The sequence below is a fragment of the Bradyrhizobium valentinum genome (genome assembly GCF_001440405.1).
GTDB lineage: Bacteria > Pseudomonadota > Alphaproteobacteria > Rhizobiales > Xanthobacteraceae > Bradyrhizobium > Bradyrhizobium valentinum.
Window position 1 is genome coordinate 36,773 of sequence record NZ_LLXX01000006.1, and the last position, 18,318, is coordinate 55,090.

Here is an 18,318-nt window from a genome sequence, read left to right on the forward strand (position 1 = left end):
GGCTGTATCAGGCGTCCCTTGCAAAATCAGTCCTGCCCCTTCAAGAGAGGGCCTCCGGAGAGATGGCCGAGTGGCTTAAGGCGCACGCTTGGAAAGCGTGTGTGCGGGAAACCGTACCGTGGGTTCGAATCCCACTCTCTCCGCCAGCCAACTATGTGCCCTGCAAACGTCCCCTCGTCTGTCGGAACTCGTATTCCGGAGTTTGGTTGTCTTCCGGAGTTTCGTTATTGGCTGATGGCAGAACTTGTCGCCAACGCCGAAATGCTGATCCGCCGGCCGGTCGCGGAGGTGTTCGGACGGATTGCCGCCAGGCTGATCGATGGGAGGAGCGCTCGCGCGGCGAACGAGTATCGCCGACGTGGGCCGAAGCTCGCTGGGACTGGCGATCGCCGCGCGCGAGCGCTCTGATGTTGTGACCGCGGGCCACGACGATCCCGCCAGGTTTGCCATATCCATTACGCTCGAGCTGATGTCCGGCCGGAGGGGGGACCCGATGACGAAACTGACGCTTGCCCTATCCGCGCTTTACTTGGCCCTTGTTGGCCTAGCGCTGATGTTCTTTCCGATACAGTTCGGCCGGGATGCCGTGCCGACGGATGCTCCACCCGAACTGCTTGCGCTGCTGCGGCTTCTCGGCGGACCGTTTCTCGGCATCGCCATGCTTAACTGGCTGTCGAGAAATGCCGAGCCCTCCACGCTCCGTGTCGTCCTGCTCGCGAACATCGTCGGCTTCGGCGCCGTCGCGGCTAACGACATTTGGGGCGTCGCCAGCGGTGAAGCGCGGGACATCGCCAAGCTATTTCTGGTTATCCATCTGCTCTTCACATCGGCCTTCGTGGCGGCGGCCGCTCGCTGAGGCAAATTCTGAGGTTCTGTACTGCCCGCCCGCTCCCCAGCGCACTTCTGGTCTTCAAATTCCTTGGGAAAACGATCGGCTGTGATGGTAAGCCTAACCACGCCTGATCGACCGGTCCCGCGGGGTCTTTTCTCCACGGCAGCCGGTGCTCATAATCGTCCGCTATTCCCGCGTGCTCGCGCACCACGGGTGATTGCATGATACCCTGGCTGTTGATCACGGCGCCCAGCCCGCGAGACCAGGCGGCATTGACCAAGGCGGTCGCCACGGCGCCGCAATCGAAGGGCGTATCGTCGCTGCCGTGCAGCACGCGGTCATAGGTCACGATCACGCATACGGGCGCGTCGAATTGACGGAAGCCGCGCAGCGCCTAGTCCTGGCGCTTGTCCTTGTTGTCGCGCTTGACCCTGATGAGCCGACGAAATGTCGATGCCAAGCGTGGTCTGCTGATGACCCCATCGCTGACGTCGCACAAGAGCTTAGCACCGGCCCGACGGGAAGCTGGCACGAGCCGCATCACACACAACCGGTTTGGAGAACGAGGTGCCAAACCATTTGCTGGTCAACGAGCCATCGTTGTCGATCCAGGGGATCGGCGGCAATTGCGGCAGGTAGGATGCATACGGCATTACTTTCGCAAGCATCACCCTGCCCGGAAACTGCGCGAGGAACGCCTTGTTCATTCCGCCGTCCAGTCCGCTGTAGATCGGGGCAGCCGGCACGTTGTCTTCAAGCAATCGCGCGTATTCGAGCTCGTCGGCGCGCCTCTTCTCCAGCGCCCGCCGCGCGATTTGCGGATTGACGACGAAGGGGGGACATTTTTCGGCAGGGTTGAACACAAGAGGGGACGGCGAATTCGGGGGAGGTTGCGCATCGAATACATAGCGGCGGTTGCACACATCCACCCTCGGTTCGAGTTGCGTCGTCTCGAAATGATCGTTGCCGATCTTGAGCATTTTCCAGAAGGAGAGGTTCGGATTATTTCGATGCCGCGCCAGATTCGCTGGCGTCAAGCGGAACGGACAGGCCTGGACCTGGAACGACGGCCGGCCGCCGAGGAATGAGTCACGCGCCAGCGAATAGATCTCGCTTATCTGTTCGTCTGTCATGGCATAGCAACCGCTCGACCAGCAGTCGCCGTGAATCATGAGGAAGCTACCGTCGCGCTTGTTAGCCCTGTCGAATTTGTTGGGGTAGCCGAGGTTGATCGAAAGATGGAAGTTTGAGTTGGGATTCATCAACTCAGGTGTAACTGTATAAAACCCTTCCGGAGCCTGTCGGTCGCCCTCGTACAACTTCGGCCCGAGATCGCCTGACCACCGGCAGATCGGATAGGTCTTGAGGAATTGGAAACGGCCGGCCGTGTCCTGCTTCCAGACTTCGAGCTCCGCCTCTTCCTTGAAGAGACGCACAACGATAGGTGAATATTTTGGCATCTTCTTCTGTTCGAGCAGCGCGAGCAGCTCGGCCGGTAATTCCTGTGTCGCCTTGGCCGGCAACGGCTTGCTGCTTTCGCCAAGGCACGTGACCGGCGTCAAGGCAGCGGCAAAAGCCGCCGCCAGCACAAGTGCACGTCGGACCATGGCGCGGATCACTGCTGTACCTCCAGCCCTTCCGCCCGCGCCGCTACTTCTCGAACCCGACGAACACCGTAGCTTCCTCGACAGACTTCCGCTCCGACACCACCGCATTCGCCGGAAAAGTTTCATCCGGCCAGCCCAGCGCGATGCTTTTCATGATGACCTGATCGTCGGCGATCCCTGCGTGCTCGCGCACCACGGGGGATTGCATGATGCCCTGGCTGTTGATCACGGCGCCGAGCCCGCGCGACCAGGCGGCATTGACCAGGGCGGTCGCCACGGCGCCGCAGTCGAACGGCGTATCGTCGCTGCCGTCGAGCACGCGGTCATAGGTAATGATCACGCAGACGGGCGCGTCGAATTGGCGGAAGCCGCGCAGTACCCAGTCCTGGCGCTTATCCTTGTTGTCGCGCTCGATTCCCATGGCGGAGAATAATTGCTTGGCGACACCGACCTGCCTGTCGCGGTGCTTGCCTGCAAAGGCTTGACCGGTGCGGAACTCGCGCGACTGCGGGATGCCCGCCACCATCCGTTCGGTGTTGCCGGCGCGGATCCGGTCCAGCGGTTCGCCTGATATGACGTAGAAATTCCAGGGTTGGGTGTTCATCGACGACGGCGTGCGCATCGCCAAACCAATGATTTCCGCAATCAGCGCTTTGGGTACTGGATCAGGTTTGTAACCGCGGATACTCCGGCGACCGAGAATAACGTCATCAAACTGCATCTGTGCCGAATTCCCCTGACAAGTTCTGAAACAGCCCGGATTTTCGCGGTTTCTGCATCCTCGCGCAAGCGACAGCGGCGTGTCCTCAACGGTCCAGCCACGCGGAACATGATCGCACCGATATTGCGCACACGCAGTCGTTTAGCGAATTCTGGGATGACGAAATTGTGCCGCTGATTTGCCCGACGTGTCAAGTTTTCGGTCCAAATCTTCGGTTGCGGCGGCCGCCGGCTACTTTGCATGGGGTTGTTTTCGACATTTTGGTGGAGCCGCGGCGACTCGGCGCGACGGCACCGTCCGGAAGGCGTGTAGGCTTTTCAGGCTGTTGCTCAAATCGTGGGTTTTGGTTTGGACAGGTCGAAAATACTTGATCTTTGGGGATTGACTGACACTCTCTCCGCCAGCCGCTCATCGCTGATGCTTCGTGGCGGCAAGCCGCCTCGCCCGTCTACCCCACCTGTTGAATCGCCTTGTCGTACGCTTCGATCGTCGCCTTGGTGCGAACAGCTACTTCCGCCGTGGTCATGCCGGGCTTGTAGAGGCTGCTGCCGAGGCCGAATGCAACAATGCCGGCCCTCGTATAGTCCGCAAAGTTCGCGTCGGAGACACCGCCCACGGCGGCGATCATCAGATCGGCGGGAAGAACGGCGCGAATGGCGGTAATTCCAGCGGCTCCAAGCACGCTCGCCGGAAAGAATTTGAGGCTGGAGGCCCCGGTCTTGGCAGCAAGCAGCGCTTCCGTCGGGGTAAAGACGCCGGGCATTGTGACCATGCCGTGTGCCCGCGCCCGGGCAATGATTTCGGGATCGACGTTGGGGGTGACCAGGAGCCGGCCGCCAACGTCATGGAGCTGCTCGACAGCTTCCAGCGTCAATACGGTGCCCGCACCGACCAGAATTTCGGCGGTGGCCTTTTTGACGGCGATCTCGATGGAGCGGAACGGATCGGGCGAGTTGAGCGGGATCTCGATCGCCGTCATGCCGCTGTCGATCAGGACGCTGACGATATCCGCCGCTTCATCGGGCCGCACGCCGCGCAGGATCGCGACCAGTGGACGCTTCATCGGGGGGAACGGGACAACGCTCATTCATACACTCCAAATCGATTCAGCGGCCATCGAAAGGCCGCGTCGGACCGCATCCTCGGCACCGATGGTTCGGATAGGAACGGCAACCGTGTCAAACGCCAACTGGTAAAGCATCTGGAGCCTGCCTGACGCCACCAACGTGATGCCGGTCCTGGGTACGTCTCCGGCGAGCCCTGCCGCGAGTTCAAGACCGATCAGGGTGCCGGATATTTTCTCGCGGGCCGAGGCTGGCTGGCCGCCGTAGAGAAGCTGACCCGATCGCACCTGGAACAGCAGATTGGCGGCGAACGCAGGCGTCTCAAAGGCGGCCATGACCGCCGACTTGAACGCGTCGATGTCTTCCGTTTCACCGGCGCCGGTCACCGCGTGGGACAGGATCGTTTCGCGCGACACGACGTCGAACAGCTCTCCCGTCATGAACGTGGCGAAGCGTTCGACGGTCGCCCCACGCGCCCTGACCCACTTCGAATGCGTACCCGGCATGCAGACGGCCGCGTCACCTGCCGCGTCTAGACCCAAGGCACCGAGCAACTGAGTTTCCTCGCCCCGCATCACATCCGGCGCCTTGGGGTCGCGCTGTGCGATTCCTGGAAGGATCCGGATGTCGCGGTCCTGCCCTGGCACCGGGACGGCATGCTTCAGGATCGATGCGAGCGGCGCCGGCGTGTCGACATATCCGGCTTCAACCCAGCCCTGCCGGGCGCCGGCCATGCCGCAGACGATAACAGGCAGCCCATCCGCGGCCCCGACGGCCTGCAGATGCGATTGCAGCACGGTCGGAAAGCCAAGCTTGCCTGCCGCCATCATGCCCTCGTGGCTGCGTCGTTCCCTAAGGATGTTGCCAGCCTGGTCGACGAGCCAAAGCCGGAAACTGCTCGTGCCCCAATCGACCGCGACGTATGCAGCCTCGCTCATTTCAATTCGGTCCCGATGCTATCTGTGCCTCAAGGGCATCGTATCACGCCGGTCTGCCGGCGAGCTACGCTCGCTTTATAATTGATTTGCAGAACGGCAATCAGCATGATCCGAAGTCATGCGGTGCTACGCTGTCTTCAGCGGCGCGGCTTCGCCAACGAGCGCACGTCCGCAACAATGCGGCATAACAACAAAAAGCAAAGACTTTGGAGGACGCCATCGTGATCAATCTTCCCTTTAGAAACGCCCTCATGGGCTTTGGTCTCCTGATTGCGGTGCTTTCGCCGCAGGCCCACGCGCAGTCGAGCTCCAAGACCGTGACGCTGGTGGTGCCCTTTGCGGCCGGCGGCGGCACGGATACCGTCGCTCGCCTTATTGGCGAGCGAATGTCGCGCACGCTCGGCCAGACCGTCATCATCGAGAACGTGGTCGGAGGCGGCAGCACGCTTGCCAATGATCGTGTTGCCCGGTCGGCACCCGACGGTTCGACAATCCTGATCAATCACGTCGCGCTGCTCGCGGCGCCCAGCCTGTTCACCAATCTGCGGTATGATACGAAAACGGCGTTCGAGCCGGTCGGCCTCGTCAACAATGCGCCGATGGTTCTGATCGGCCGCAAGTCGATCCCCGGCGAAAGTCCGAAGGACCATGTAGCCTGGATCAAGGCGCAGCGCGATAAAGCGAACTTCGCGCATGGCGGTCTCGGGACCAACAGCCACCTGTGCGCCGTAATGATGGGCAATGTGCTCGGCTTCAAGCCGACAGTTGTGGCTTATCGCGGATCAGCGCCGGCGATCTCCGATCTCCTGGCGGGGCAGATCGATCTGCTGTGGGATCAGGTGACCAACGCGCTGCCGCAGATCCAGGCCGGAACACTGCACGGCATCGCCATTACGTCGCCACAACGTCTTGAGCAGTTGAAGGACGTGCCAACCACTGCCGAACTCGGCATGCCCGAGGTCAGTTACTCGATGTGGCATGGGCTCTACGTGGCAAAGGGTACGCCCAAGGAGACCATCAATGCGCTGAATTCGGCGCTCCGCGCGGCACTCTCCGAGCCAGAGCTATTGGAGAAGCTGAAGCAGCTCGGAACCCTGCCATTCCCTGACGCCGAGTTGACGGCTGAGGCGCACGCGCGCCTGTTCGCCGCCGACCTGCCGCGTGTGGCAAAGCTCATCGAAAGTTCGGGGATCAAGGCGAGCGAAGCGAAGTAAGGCGCGCCTCGCGCGGTGCGGAATGGCTGCGCTTAAACTGGTGCAGCTCCCTCACACCATCAGATCGTGCGGCGCATGGATGCTGGCGTCGCTCCACGGATGGTCCGGACCGTTACCAAAGTTGTCAAACCAATGATGCTTCGAATTGTCGGACAAGTGATGTCTCGAATTATCCGACGCGTGATGTCCTGCCGAAGCATGGTTCACATCTGCGACGTCTGAAGGTTCATGAGAGGAAATATTGTCCTTAAAGTGGAATGAGTAATCATGCTTGGACGCGGTTTCGTGCTTGCCTGATTTCGAATGGTGACCGTGTCCGCTATCGTCCCGTCGTCCGTGGTCGTCGTTGCTCCATAGGATGCTGGAGTGCATTGCAGAACTGGACGACCAGTCATTGTGAGACCGTGCGAACCAGTCATCGCCACCCCACGTCCGGTGGTCTTCGATCCGCTGCCGCGCGTCACTATCATCATTCAGCACGGTGACGCACGTATTGTGGACGACGGTATCGAGCACCGAGGTCTGATCCAGCGCGGGGCCATGGTCCGCCGGTGCCGCAACTTGAACGGGCTGTGGTTCGATTGACGGTTCGCCTGTCAGCGCAACCGCGTCGTCATCGTTGGTGTTTTCGGTTGGCTGCGTCCGCGCTTCGTCAAGGCGGGAAAAGTCGAAGCTGTCGCCGTTCGAAGCTGTTCGCAACGTCCAGTTTCCGCCGTCGGGGTGCGCGCCGTCACTGCCGGTCGAGTCAAGCGAAGCGTCGGCAGCGGCTGTCGTGACGACAGTCGCGTCGGTTTCTGCCGTTGCGGCCAGCGCAGGATCGATAGTCTCGGCGGCAACCACGACTGGCGCCTCCGTCGGCTCCGGGACGAAATCCGAAGCCTGAACGGTTACCATTCCTTCCAGATGAATTTCCAGCAGCGCGGAGTTGCCGATATCAAGAGTTTGATTCGTCGGATTGACGTACAGAATGGTTTGATTTGTCGTGCTGTCATAGAACCAGGCGATCGTATGCGCCGGTACGGATGTGCTTGTGGACGTCAGCGCCAGAAAGGCAAGAGCTCCGAGAGCCGTTAAATCGATCCTGTCAGACCCCGATCTGAAATCAGTGATAACGTCGAACCGGCCCGCGCGTGAATCCGTTGCGGACAGGAAAACGAAACGGTCCTCGCCATTGCTGCCCGTGAGCTTGTCCGCTCCATATCCACCGATGATGGTATCGCAGCCGTTGTTGCCGTTGATCGTATCGCTTCCCGAGCCGCCGTAGATCTTGTCGTCCCCATCGTTGCCCTTGACCGTATCATCGCCGGAGCCGGCGTAGATGAGGTCGCATTTGCCGGTGCCGTTGATGGTGTCGTTACCGGCGCCCCCATAGATGATCTGACCATGGTGGCCGCCGCCTGCGATGCTGTCGCCTCTGGAGGTGCCATAAACGTATGGCGGATCGCAGATCACATCCTTTCCCGTCGCCAGGTAGTCGAAATCATTGGGATCGGCATCGCTGGCACCATGGATGGTGACTGTTATCACTTGTTCCGTGCCGTCGACGGTGGTCACCGTGAAGGTGTCGGTCAGCGTGTCGCCATCATCGAGCGCCTGCACCGCGCAGTTGTTGTCGTCGAGCTTGTAGGTCCACGCGCCGTCGGTCGTCATCGTGAAGGTGCCGTAGCCGGCATCGCTGGCCGTCGGGCAGGTGACGGCCGTAAAGCCGGGCGCGTTATCGACGTCGGCAGCGGTGAGCGTGCCGGTCGCGGTAGGCTCGTCGCACTTGGCGCCGCTGTCCTCGATCACGGAGCCGGCCATGGCGCCGGAAATGACAGCCGCGTCGTTGGCGCCGTTGATCGTGACTGTCAACACCTGCGCGGTACCGTCGATGGTGGTCACCGTGAAGCTGTCGGTCAGCGTATCGCCGACATTGAGTGCCTGCACCGCGCTGTTGGCCTGGTCGATGGTGTAGGCCCACACGCCATTCGCCGTCAGCGTGAAGGTGCCGAAGCCGCGCGCGCTCGCGGTCGGGGTGCTAACCGTCGTGAAAGTATTGGGCGCGTCATCGACGTCGGCGCTGGTGAGCGTGCCGGTGGCGCTCGGCGTGCCGGGCATGGTGTTGGCGACGCCGCTGGCCTCGATCACCGCACCTGATGTGGCGCCGGAGATGATGGCCGCGTCGTTGGCGCCGTTGATGGCAATTGTGAAGGTTTGATCGGCCGAGAGCGTGCCGTCGGAAACGGTGATCGTGAAGTCCGTTGTCGTAGGCTCGGTGAGCGCATTGATTGCGTCATTATCCGGAACGAAGGTATAGGCGCCGGTCGTGCTATCGACGTAAAGCGTGCCGTAGGGACCGGCGTTCGATACATCGTACGCTACCCCGTCGATTACGGTGCTACCTGGGGTGCCTCCGCTGATGCCGAATGTCAGCGTAGCGTCGGCGTTGGGGCTGCTGGCGAGGAAAGTGCCGCTTGTCGCGGTAAAGACGTCAAAGACCGTGGTGTCGATCTCGGTCGGCCCGGCTACCGCATCCAGTGTCGGTGGCGTCGGCGGGGGAGGCGGCAGTTGTCCGATAATCATCTCAGGGGCTGATGCCAGGATCACCGCGGGCAAAGCAGGCAAGTCCTGCGCTGGGGAAGAACCGTCAATCTGAATGAAATTGATCGGTTGCACCGGCAGCCGCTCGAGGGGAGGAGGCGTGCTCGACCCCGTCGACCCCAACCCCTTCTCGTAGGTGGCGAGCGCTTCCTGCTGGGCCGCCTGCAATTCGGCCATTCGCGCAGCGGAGTTTGTGCTCTGACTCACGCTGACCGAGGACCCTTGCGAACGCAGGATGATGGTCTGTCCGGGATCCTCAACGAGGATGTGCCGAGGGATCACCTCCTTGGTGACCAGTTCGAATGAGCCGTGCTCGAGGTCCTTGTATGTGATGCTGCCGTCGTCAAGGAATGTGACGTTCGGGTCGGCGGCCTGGACTTTCTTCGTAAGCGAGAAGGTCAGTGCCGTGAGCCACAGCATGCCGAACCTGCCGGCATGAGTCCGGCTGGGAGGATCGCCGACTGTGGCTTGAGCGGAAGTGCGGGTCGCGCGCCCAAGGGTGCCGAAGCCGACCGCGGTCTGAACGTTGCCGATAATTTGGGCAAGCGGAGCCGCCGTGGCCTTACGTTCGTGCCCAGTCTCGGCGTGGGACCCGACAAGCATGGCTTCAACCCCGCCCCTCGCGCGAAATCTTCGTGGTCTGGCTTTGGCCAGCCAAAAGGTCAAAATATCCTAGCGCGGCCAGCCGAAGGCTAGCCGCCAAGACCTCCAGGCTACCCCAATCCATGGGCGTTAGGCTTTAGGCTCAAAAGGAGTAATCCTTTTGAGCGGGTGATAGAATAATGCCTTCCCCCGACATCGGGTCTAATGTTGGGGGCTAATGTCGCCTTGGCCGACGGTTCAAAGAGTCGGCCAGCGGTTTCTCGGACAAGGTCTTCTCGGAAGAGGGGGATCATGCGCACGCATGCGATTGCCGTATTGGTGACAGGATTCGTTCTGACGGCGGGCGGGCTTTTCGCCGGACCGGCTCACGCGCAAAGCGCCAAGCCCGCCGTTCAGGATCCCGCATCAAAACCAATTGGAAAAGTTGTCGTCGCCACGGGTTCGGTCACACTTGAACGTGCGGGTGCGGTGGTCATTCAGGTAAGTACCGCAGGTCAAGCTGGTCAGGCAAAGGTAGGTGATCTCGTCTACCGGGGCGACGCAGTTGCAACCGGCGCCGACGGCCGGGTCGGTATCAACTTCACCGATGGCACTTCCTTCAATCTGTCGAACAACGCGCGCATGGTTTTGAACGAGTTCGTGTACGATCCAAATAGTACGTCGAACGGGTCCTTGTTCAATCTGACCAAGGGCACCTTCACCTTTGTCGCGGGCAAGGTCGCGAAGACCGGCGATATGAAGGTCGACACCCCGGTCGCGACCATGGGCGTTCGAGGCACCACGCCACGCGTCGAAATTTCGGATGACGGGACAGTCAGATTTTCTACTCTCATTGAAGAAGGCAAGAGCAGGGTCGCGCGAAAACCCGGAGCGCCAGCAGCACACCAACCCGACCAAAAGCCGTATCCAAAATCAAATCTGAACATCTGTCGGGGATGCTAGGCCTGTTCGCGGTGCGAGAGACTTGTCAGCCGAGCAGGTCCGGGAGTTCAAATCGACGGCCGCCCATTGTCCAGTGCCAAGATCGGAGAGTCTGACATGAGATGCAGTGCGAGCGGGCACGTCATTCAGGGCCTCGCGCCTGCTTTTGTCTTGCTGCTGCTCGGGTCACTGGCTGCCGCGCAGAACCCCAAGAAGGGCGGCTATCTCGAGAACATTACGTTGTGCAACGGCTCGGATCGCACGTCGTTTGCAGTCCGAATCAATGGTTGCACGGCGTTCATCGATTCCGGTCAGGGTACGACGACGGCGCTTGCGATTGCCTATAATAATCGTGGCAATGCCCATACGGCGAATGGAGACATTGACCGCGCCATCCCTGACTTCGATCAATCGATCAAGCTCGATCCGACTTACGCAAAACCCTTCAACAACCGCGGCGCGGCTTATTTGAGGAAAGGCGAATACGACGTCGCCCTCAAAGCTCTCAATGAGGCGATCAGGCTGAATCCGAACTACGGCAGAGCTTTCGTCAACCGTGCCGGAGTCCACCTGAAAAAGAACGAGTATGATCGCGCGGCGCGGGACTACGACGAGGCAATTCGCCTTGAGCCCAATCTGGAAGCCGCTTGGAGCGGACGCTGCTGGACCCGGGCCATCCTTGGCTCGCTGCAAGCTGGGCTTGAGGACTGCAACAAGGTGCTTCAGTCATGGCCGAACGACGCCGCCACGTATGACTCGCGTGGACTGATCCACCTGAAGATGGGGCAAGCTGCCGCGGCGATCGACGATTTCAGTTCCGCGCTGCGGGTAGATCCGAAGCTGGCGAGTGCGCTCTATGGGCGCGGGCTCGCCAGGATTAAGAGCGGCGACAAAGCTGGCGGCGATGCCGATATTTCTGCGGCAAAGGCGATCCAGGCCGGAATCGATGACGACTTCACGCGCTATGGCGTGGGCGGCAGCAACTAGCCAGCGGACTCGGCGCGGCTCGTTATGAAACGATGCCGCGCCTGCCTGCCCGAGACTAGTCCAGCTTCACGTTCGCCTCGGTCGCGACCTTGCGCCAGCGCTCGACTTCCGCGGTTACCATTTTCGCGAACGCAGGACCGGCGACATCAGGCACGTCGGAGCCGTTGCGCTCCCAGGCTTCCTTGATGGCGGGCGTCTGCATAGCCTTCTGCAACTCCTTGGCCATCTGCTGGACAATCGCCGGCGGCGTGTTCTTCGGTGCGAACAGGCCGTACCAGGTCGATACTTCATAGCCGGGAAGGCCTGCTTCCGCGGCGGTCGGAAGGTCGGGGAACGCGGGCACGCGTTTCGGCGCAGCGACGGCCAGCGCCCGCAACTGTCCGGCCCTGATGGGCCCGGCCGACGAGCCGAGTCCGTCGAAGACAACAGGCACGTGGCCGGCGATGAGATCCTGCATCGCGGGGCCGGCCCCACGATACGGGACGTGCTGAAGGTTGGTCTTGGTCAGAATCTTGAACAGCTCACCCGCGAGATGATGCGTGGTGCCAGCGCCTGCGGAGCCATAGTTCAATTTGCCCGGATTGGCTTTGGCGAAAGCGATGAACTCGGCCAGCGTTTTGGCGGCAACCTTTTCCGGATTGACGACCACCACCTGCGGCGGCCGCGCGATCAGCGCCACTGCGATAAAGTCCTTCTCGATATTGTAGTCGAGGTTAGGGTAGAGCGACGGGGCGATGGCGTGATGCGCCGCGCCCATGAAGAAGGTGTAGCCATCGGGCGCCGCCTTGGACGCCGCCGATGCGCCAACCGTGCCGCCCGCGCCGGCACGGTTTTCAATCAGCACGCGTTTTCCCAACTGGGCATCGAGCTGGGCCGCAAGCGGGCGGGCAAAGGCATCGGTGCCGCCGCCGGCTGCGAACGGGACGATGAAGGTGATCGGCTTCTCCGGCCATGATTGGGCCTGCGCCTGGCTGGCTACGGCGGATACGACCGCCAGAACTGTAAACAGGACGCACCGAACAACACTTGGCTTCACGGGATTTTCCTCCGGTTATTGCAGATTGGCGCCCGCCATCGGCGGCGCGATGGTGATTTTTGCTTCCCTGGTTCCGGTGTTAGCCCGGAATAGGCAGAGTAACCAGCCCCTACCGTATGCAAGATGCCACGCATGATCCATCAAAATGAGCGGCCGGAACGGGCACGCACCGGGGGCGTTTGGTCGCTCCCGCAGACAGCGGCGCCGGCTGCTCCAGTAAACGGCAGGGAGGGGCAGCGTAAACGGCTATTGCGCGCGGATTGAGGCGGAAACGCCGGGACGAAGAACAGGGGAAAGAGCAGCGGCAGGAAATTTCGGCCTCCTCGCGCGGGGCCAAATGGACTCCGGTTGCAAAGGTGAATATGCTCGCCCTGGGTGTGTGGGGAAAATATTTATGAAATGCCGTGCTGCCGCGGTCGCAGTCTTGCTGTGTGCGATGTTCGCCAATTCGAGTTCGGAGGCGCGGGGGCCTTACGGTTCGATCAGCGTCGGCAACTGGAAGGGCGGAGCCTACACCAACGACCAGACCGGATCATTCTCGCATTGTGCTGCAGGCGCCCAATACGCCAGCGGCGTCTATTTTGTCGTGATGATCGACAGCGGCGGCGGGTGGAGCCTCGGCTTTATGCATGAACAATGGAGGCTGACGACCGGCGAGGCCTTTCCGCTGACCCTGACATTTGATGGCCAGCAACCGTTCAACGTTCATGGCGTCCCGATCGCCGACAAGCTGGTTCGCGTGCCGATGCCGAGCAACTCCTCACTGATCAGCCAGTTCCGGCGGGCGAAGGCCATGACCGCCTATACGCAAGGAAGGCTCTTCCAGTTCAATCTCGACCAGACCGGGCAGCTATTGCCGGTATTGGTGAATTGCGTCGCCAAGATCAGGCAATCTGGATTGGCCAGTGCCGGCGATTTCTCGGTCCTGCCTGCCGCCAAGCCGGTCGCCGCAGCGGCGACGTCCGAGTCTGCGCCGGCCAAGCCGGACAGGTTGTTCGACCAGACCGGCACCGGCTTTCTGGTGAGCACGAACGGACACCTCGTGACCAATGCGCATGTCGTCCAGGGATGCGTCGGCGACATTCAGGGCAATCTGTCCGGCGAGGCGCCCGCCAAATTGCGCCTGGTCTCGAGCGACGAGACCAACGATCTTGCGCTGCTGCAGGTGACGGGCTCGTTCAAGGATGTCGCCAAGATCAGGGACAAGGCGATCCAGTCCGGCGACAGCGTGGTCGCGATCGGCTACCCCTTTCATGGACTGCTGACATCCGATTTCACCGTGACGACCGGGATCGTGAGCTCGCTCAGCGGCCTCCTGAACGATACGCGCTTCCTGCAGATCAGCGCGGCCGTTCAGCCCGGCAATAGCGGGGGGCCGCTATTGGCCTCGAGCGGCGACGTGGTCGGCGTGGTCGCGGCCAAACTGAATGCCATCAAGTTCGTGAGGGCAACGGGCAACATTCCAGAGAACATTAATTTCGCCATCAAGACTGGAGCCTTGCGGGATTTTCTCGATAACAGCGTGGTGCCGTATCAGATTTCGGACGCCAAGGCCGAACTGAAGACGGCCGACATCGCGCGTAACGCGAGGGCGTTTACGTACCTGATTTCCTGCAAGGCCAAGGCGAAAGAAAGAGAGACTGCAAGGAACTAGGGACGAGGGCCGCGCTGCGGTTTGGCCCACTAGTCACCGGGATCCAGCGGTCAGCGCCTGACGACGCTCGGCCGCAAATGCAGCGCACACCTTCGCTCTGCGAGCTCGAAACCTGGCGCGGGGCCCGCCAAATGGCCGGCGGGCTTCAGGCCATTCAACGCTTACCGCGAACTGCTCCCGCGACTGTGCGCGGTCTGGGCATTCCAGCTACTCCAGCTCACGCTGGCGAGGCTTCGCTGGTCGGTCGCAAGCGGCCGCCGGGTCTGCCGCTCGTAGGCGGCGATGATGTGCTGCGATTGCCGGATTTTCTGCTCGAGTTCGGCAATGGTTTTCTGTGTCTTGCCGGTCCTACTCGATAGGGAGGGCTCGCCCACCATGAACCTAGCGGTCTCGATGCTCTTCAAGGTCTCGCGAAGCTTCTTGAGCTGGGCGCGGTGCCACGCAATGGCGCTGTCACTGTCTACCGGCATGCAAACCCTCCTGATTCGCGGCCGAATCTAGCACGCATCGGGCAAGTTGGGCCAAGGGGTGGCGGCCGTAGGTCATCGAAGGCCACCGGTTTCGCGAAGGCGCGATTCGGCCGTTCCCGATTTCGACCCTTTTTTGCCATCGAAGCGACCGCGGGCGAGCCTTCAAACAACAAACTTGCATGGCGAGCTGTGCTCAGCGCGGTCCCCTCTTATCGTCCTGGCGGCAGAATGCCGGCCCGGCGCAATGGAGCGTGCGATGAGCGAAGTTGAGTTCGATCGAATTGTCGATGCTGTGCGGAAGGAAATCGCGCTTGCACCGGCGGTGAAATCATTGGCCGGGCTGCGGGTTGCCGATGGGCGAGCGACGGCCGCGACGGCCTCCGGCGACAAGTTCGCGTCCCGACGCCACGCTCCCATCGTCAGGATTCGCCGCGTAGGCGAGGGACGGAAGCGATACAGGTGAAGCGATAAAGGTGAGCTAATGGAACGATCGGTGTTCGAAGTCGTGAAGGCGCCGCTGGGTTGGTCGGTGTTTGCCGACAACGTCAAGATCGGCGGTGTCTACGATTCGCGGGGCGCCGCCCTCGAAGCCGCCGTACTGGCTGCGTCCTATACCGTCAGCGATGGTGGTGGTGTTCAGATCAACGTGCCGGGCGCAGAGGAAGAAAAGCCGAGATGGGCCATCGCATTCGACATCGCGAGCTCGATCCTGCCAACGAGGAACGGGCGCGAGCGAGGCGGCTCACGGTAAAGCCCGTGTGAAGGCAATCGCTCGACTTTGACTGATAGCCTCCACTCCACGGGAGGAATTTCAAACTAGCTTGGGCTTGTCCGCGCAGTCGCGAGCCATGCGTGGATCGACACTGGCCGCCGTCGGTTTTCCGCCCGCGGCCTTTCATTTCAGATCGTCGAACGGCGATACCGCGGGGCTGCCGACGCGCATCCGCTTGATGCGGCGCACAGCCATCGGTGTGCCGTCGGACTGGTACTGCAACTCGTATTTCTTGCCGTTCTTGTCGACCGCGGTGCAGGAGATGCTGGAGACCTCGAGCGTCACGAAGTTTCCGACCTGCTTGCAGAGGCCGGCGGTCGATTCGATTGACGGCACCGGCAGCCCATCGGCCTTCGGCCTGTCCTTGGATTTCAGCAGCATCCGGTCGATCGGCAATTCGTACAGATTGGCCTCCGGCCTTCGCCCGTTGTCGCCGGAAAATGTGATGATGTGGCTGGTGTCGTCGGGATCGTCGAGCGCGACGGTAAAATTCGCCCTGCCTTCCTCGGTCTGGAAGAAGGCAACGGCCCGGCAGGCAAAGTCCCGTCCCGCGACCTTGAGCGTGCTGCATTTGCCGGACATCATCGCAAAGATGACGGTATCAGGCTCTTGCCGATGAAGCTCGTCCGAGGCGCGGGCCGGCGCTGCAATGAAAATGATGGCAAGGGCGAAAGCCTGCCGGCAAAATTTCATGGTCATGCTCGGTTGATAGGACATAGCGCGCTGTGTGACCAGAGTCTCGCCAAGTTCCGGCGAGAACATCGGGGCAAGGTAGCCCGGTGTTGCGATGCCGAACGCCGTCAGAAATCGAGCGGTGCATTGTCGACCACTTCCTTCATGACGAAGAAGGTCCGGGTCTGGCGGACGCCCGGCAGCGCGATCAATTGTTCGCCGTGGATGCGGTTGAAATCCTCCATGTCGCCGACGCGGATCTTGAGGAAATAGTCGAAATCGCCAGCCACCAGATGGCAATCGAGCACGAATTTCAGTTGCGCGATCGCCCGCTCGAAGGCGGCAAAGCTCTCCGGCGTGGAGCGGTCGAGCACGACGCCGACCATGACGAGCGCCCCCTTGCCGACCTTGCGCGGCGCCACCATCGCCCTGACCTGGGCGATATAGCCCTCGTCGAACAGGCGCTGGGTGCGGCGGTGGCAGGTTGCGGCGCTGACGCCGGCCGTTTCGGCCAGCTCGGCATTGGTCCACCGGCCGTTATTCTGCAGCAAACGCAATATCTTAAGGTCGATGCGGTCGAGCCTGCCGCCCATGAAATAATCTCTCATCTTTGTGCATAGTCGCGGAAGAATAGATAGCACAATCCGGCAATGGCACAGCATTTACGCAAATTAATCGCTGACTTCGAGAGCACCTTTCCATGAACGGGTGATACGGCGTTTCCCGGATCTCAGGCCATCAACGGGGACGACGATGCTGGAAAAATTCGAACGCTATCCGCTCACCTTCGGGCCCACCCATATCGAAAAGCTGGAGCGGCTGTCGCAGCATCTCGGCGGCAAGGTCGAGCTCTATGCCAAGCGCGAGGACTGCAATTCGGGGCTTGCCTTCGGCGGCAACAAGCTGCGCAAGCTCGAATACATCATTCCCGATGCCATCGCTTCCAATGCGGACACGCTGGTTTCGATCGGCGGGGTGCAGTCCAACCACACCCGCATGGTCGCAGCGGTTGCGGCCAAGATCGGCATGAAGTGCCGCCTGGTGCAGGAAAGCTGGGTGCCGCATGAGGACGCTGTTTACGACAGGGTCGGTAACATTCTGCTCAGCCGCGTCATGGGCGCCGACGTGCAGATGGTCGATGACGGCTTCGACATCGGCATTCGCCAAAGCTGGGAAGAGGCGATCGCGGATGTGAAGGCCAAGGGCGGCAAGCCCTATGCGATCCCGGCGGGCGCCTCCGTGCATAAATATGGCGGCCTCGGCTATGTCGGCTTTGCCGAGGAGGTCAGGGCCCAGGAGAAAGAACTCGGCTTCGCCTTCGATTACATCGTGGTCTGCACGGTCACCGGCTCGACCCATGCCGGCATGCTGGTGGGATTTGCCAAGGACGGCCGCGAGCGCAAGGTGATCGGCATCGACGCTTCCTTCACCCCGGCCCAGACTAAGGCCCAGGTGCTCGACATCGCCCGTGGCACCGCCAGCCTCGTTGAATTGGGTCGGGGGATCGTCGAAGACGATGTCGTGCTGATCGAGGACTATGCCTACCCGGCCTATGGCGTTCCCTCCGAAGAGACCAAGGAAGCCATCCGGCTATGCGCGCGTCTCGAAGGTATGATCACCGATCCCGTCTATGAGGGAAAATCCATGCAGGGCATGATCGACCTCGTGAACAAGGGTTATTTCCCGAAGGGATCGAAGGTGCTCTACGCCCATCTCGGCGGTGCGCCCGCGATCAACGGATACGCCTACACCTTCCGCAATGGATGAGGCGGCGCAAATTCTAGTTTGAGTCGGAGGCAGGCGCTCCTAACCTCGCCCCGCTTGCGGGGAGAGGTCCGATCGCCCTTGCGATCCGGGTGAGGGGGTACAGGTCTAACCACCTTCAGTGCTCGTAGAGACAGCCCCTCACCCCGACCCTCCAAGAGCGAGCTACGCTCGTCTCGACCCCGCAAGAGCGGGGCGAGGGAGAAGTCGGCGTGCTCTAACAGTCTACGCGTCGGCCGACCGCACCAGTGCGAGCAGCTCGTCGCCGTAATGCTCGAGCTTCTTGTCGCCGATGCCCGGGATGTTGCGCAGCTCGTTGAGCGTCGAAGGCCGTGCAGCAGCGATGCCGTCGATGGTCGAATCATGCAGCACGACATAGGCCGGCACGCTGCGCTGGCGCGCGATGTCGGCGCGCCAGGCCCGGAGCGCCGCCTGCAGGCCGGCATCGGCGGGTTTGGTCTCCGCGCGTGGCGCCAGATCGCC

General features: G+C 61.4%; 18 protein-coding genes, 1 tRNA gene and 1 pseudogene. 9 read left to right on the forward strand and 11 right to left on the reverse strand.

Going from position 1 to position 18,318, the window contains the following annotated elements:
• Window positions 1-56 precede the first annotated feature (56 nt).
• From CP49_RS00945 to CP49_RS00950, 3 genes are all read left to right on the forward strand, one after another.
• A tRNA-Ser gene (locus CP49_RS00945) sits at window positions 57-146 on the forward strand.
• Window positions 147-234: 88 nt separating this feature from the next.
• Window positions 235-408 carry a hypothetical protein gene (locus tag CP49_RS44225; protein WP_156437931.1) on the forward strand — a complete coding sequence of 58 codons (174 nt, stop codon included), beginning with the start codon at window positions 235-237 and terminating at the stop codon, window positions 406-408.
• A gap of 85 nt (window positions 409-493) precedes the next feature.
• Window positions 494-856, forward strand: coding sequence for a hypothetical protein (locus CP49_RS00950; RefSeq protein WP_057848440.1), 363 nt, complete (start codon window positions 494-496; stop codon window positions 854-856).
• A gap of 154 nt (window positions 857-1,010) precedes the next feature.
• Here the strand turns inward: CP49_RS00950 and CP49_RS44230 are convergent.
• The 5 genes and pseudogenes from CP49_RS44230 to CP49_RS00970 form a co-directional block, all read right to left on the reverse strand.
• Window positions 1,011-1,262, reverse strand: a pseudogene (locus tag CP49_RS44230) (nitroreductase family protein); the annotation flags it as partial.
• 73 nt (window positions 1,263-1,335) lie between these two features.
• Window positions 1,336-2,355, reverse strand: coding sequence for a L,D-transpeptidase family protein (locus CP49_RS00955; protein WP_245310431.1), 1,020 nt, complete (start codon window positions 2,353-2,355; stop codon window positions 1,336-1,338).
• Between the two features lie 127 nt (window positions 2,356-2,482).
• Window positions 2,483-3,160, reverse strand: a complete 678-nt coding sequence (locus tag CP49_RS00960; RefSeq protein WP_057848421.1) for a nitroreductase — start codon at window positions 3,158-3,160, stop codon at window positions 2,483-2,485.
• A gap of 448 nt (window positions 3,161-3,608) precedes the next feature.
• The gene (locus CP49_RS00965) at window positions 3,609-4,247 is read right to left on the reverse strand and encodes a 2-dehydro-3-deoxy-6-phosphogalactonate aldolase (RefSeq protein WP_057848422.1); all 639 of its coding nucleotides are present in this window, start codon (window positions 4,245-4,247) and stop codon (window positions 3,609-3,611) included.
• Window positions 4,248-5,162, reverse strand: a complete 915-nt coding sequence (locus tag CP49_RS00970) for a 2-dehydro-3-deoxygalactonokinase (RefSeq protein ID WP_057848423.1) — start codon at window positions 5,160-5,162, stop codon at window positions 4,248-4,250.
• A 251-nt stretch (window positions 5,163-5,413) separates the two neighbouring features.
• Here CP49_RS00970 and CP49_RS00975 point away from each other — a divergent pair, with 251 nt between their 5' ends.
• Entirely contained in the window at window positions 5,414-6,376 is a 963-nt protein-coding gene (locus CP49_RS00975; RefSeq protein ID WP_063791606.1) for a Bug family tripartite tricarboxylate transporter substrate binding protein, read from the forward strand.
• 51 nt (window positions 6,377-6,427) lie between these two features.
• Here CP49_RS00975 and CP49_RS00980 read toward each other — a convergent pair whose 3' ends face one another.
• Window positions 6,428-9,559, reverse strand: coding sequence for a VCBS domain-containing protein (locus tag CP49_RS00980; RefSeq protein WP_057848425.1), 3,132 nt, complete (start codon window positions 9,557-9,559; stop codon window positions 6,428-6,430).
• A 291-nt stretch (window positions 9,560-9,850) separates the two neighbouring features.
• On the opposite strand from CP49_RS00980, the gene CP49_RS00985 reads away from it, so the two are divergent.
• Window positions 9,851-10,501: a FecR family protein gene (locus CP49_RS00985; protein ID WP_057848426.1), complete on the forward strand. Its 651-nt coding sequence runs from the start codon at window positions 9,851-9,853 to the stop codon at window positions 10,499-10,501.
• A 96-nt stretch (window positions 10,502-10,597) separates the two neighbouring features.
• A complete protein-coding gene (locus tag CP49_RS00990; protein ID WP_057848427.1) occupies window positions 10,598-11,467 on the forward strand; it encodes a tetratricopeptide repeat protein in 870 nt (289 codons plus the stop codon).
• Window positions 11,468-11,522: 55 nt separating this feature from the next.
• Here CP49_RS00990 and CP49_RS00995 read toward each other — a convergent pair whose 3' ends face one another.
• On the reverse strand, window positions 11,523-12,503 hold the full coding sequence (locus CP49_RS00995; protein ID WP_057848428.1) for a Bug family tripartite tricarboxylate transporter substrate binding protein: 981 nt from the start codon (window positions 12,501-12,503) through the stop codon (window positions 11,523-11,525).
• A 394-nt stretch (window positions 12,504-12,897) separates the two neighbouring features.
• Between CP49_RS00995 and CP49_RS01000 the strand changes: the two genes are divergently transcribed.
• The gene (locus CP49_RS01000) at window positions 12,898-14,157 is read left to right on the forward strand and encodes a S1C family serine protease (RefSeq protein WP_057848429.1); all 1,260 of its coding nucleotides are present in this window, start codon (window positions 12,898-12,900) and stop codon (window positions 14,155-14,157) included.
• Between the two features lie 161 nt (window positions 14,158-14,318).
• Here the strand turns inward: CP49_RS01000 and CP49_RS01005 are convergent, their stop codons facing one another.
• A complete protein-coding gene (locus CP49_RS01005) occupies window positions 14,319-14,627 on the reverse strand; it encodes a hypothetical protein (RefSeq protein ID WP_057848430.1) in 309 nt (102 codons plus the stop codon).
• A 493-nt stretch (window positions 14,628-15,120) separates the two neighbouring features.
• On the opposite strand from CP49_RS01005, the gene CP49_RS01015 reads away from it, so the two are divergent.
• The gene (locus CP49_RS01015; RefSeq protein WP_156437935.1) at window positions 15,121-15,378 is read left to right on the forward strand and encodes a hypothetical protein; all 258 of its coding nucleotides are present in this window, start codon (window positions 15,121-15,123) and stop codon (window positions 15,376-15,378) included.
• 144 nt (window positions 15,379-15,522) lie between these two features.
• Here the strand turns inward: CP49_RS01015 and CP49_RS01020 are convergent, their stop codons facing one another.
• Together CP49_RS01020 and CP49_RS01025 are read right to left on the reverse strand one after the other, a co-directional pair.
• The gene (locus CP49_RS01020; RefSeq protein ID WP_063791607.1) at window positions 15,523-16,092 is read right to left on the reverse strand and encodes a hypothetical protein; all 570 of its coding nucleotides are present in this window, start codon (window positions 16,090-16,092) and stop codon (window positions 15,523-15,525) included.
• A 107-nt stretch (window positions 16,093-16,199) separates the two neighbouring features.
• Entirely contained in the window at window positions 16,200-16,664 is a 465-nt protein-coding gene (locus tag CP49_RS01025) for an Lrp/AsnC family transcriptional regulator (RefSeq protein ID WP_057848433.1), read from the reverse strand.
• Window positions 16,665-16,824: 160 nt separating this feature from the next.
• On the opposite strand from CP49_RS01025, the gene CP49_RS01030 reads away from it, so the two are divergent.
• Window positions 16,825-17,838 (forward strand): 1-aminocyclopropane-1-carboxylate deaminase, encoded by a 1,014-nt coding sequence (locus CP49_RS01030; protein ID WP_057848434.1) that lies wholly within the window; start codon window positions 16,825-16,827, stop codon window positions 17,836-17,838.
• Between the two features lie 222 nt (window positions 17,839-18,060).
• Here CP49_RS01030 and CP49_RS01035 read toward each other — a convergent pair.
• Window positions 18,061-18,318, reverse strand: a 258-nt coding sequence (locus CP49_RS01035; RefSeq protein WP_197422989.1) for an HRDC domain-containing protein, incomplete at its 5' end; no start/stop codon positions are given.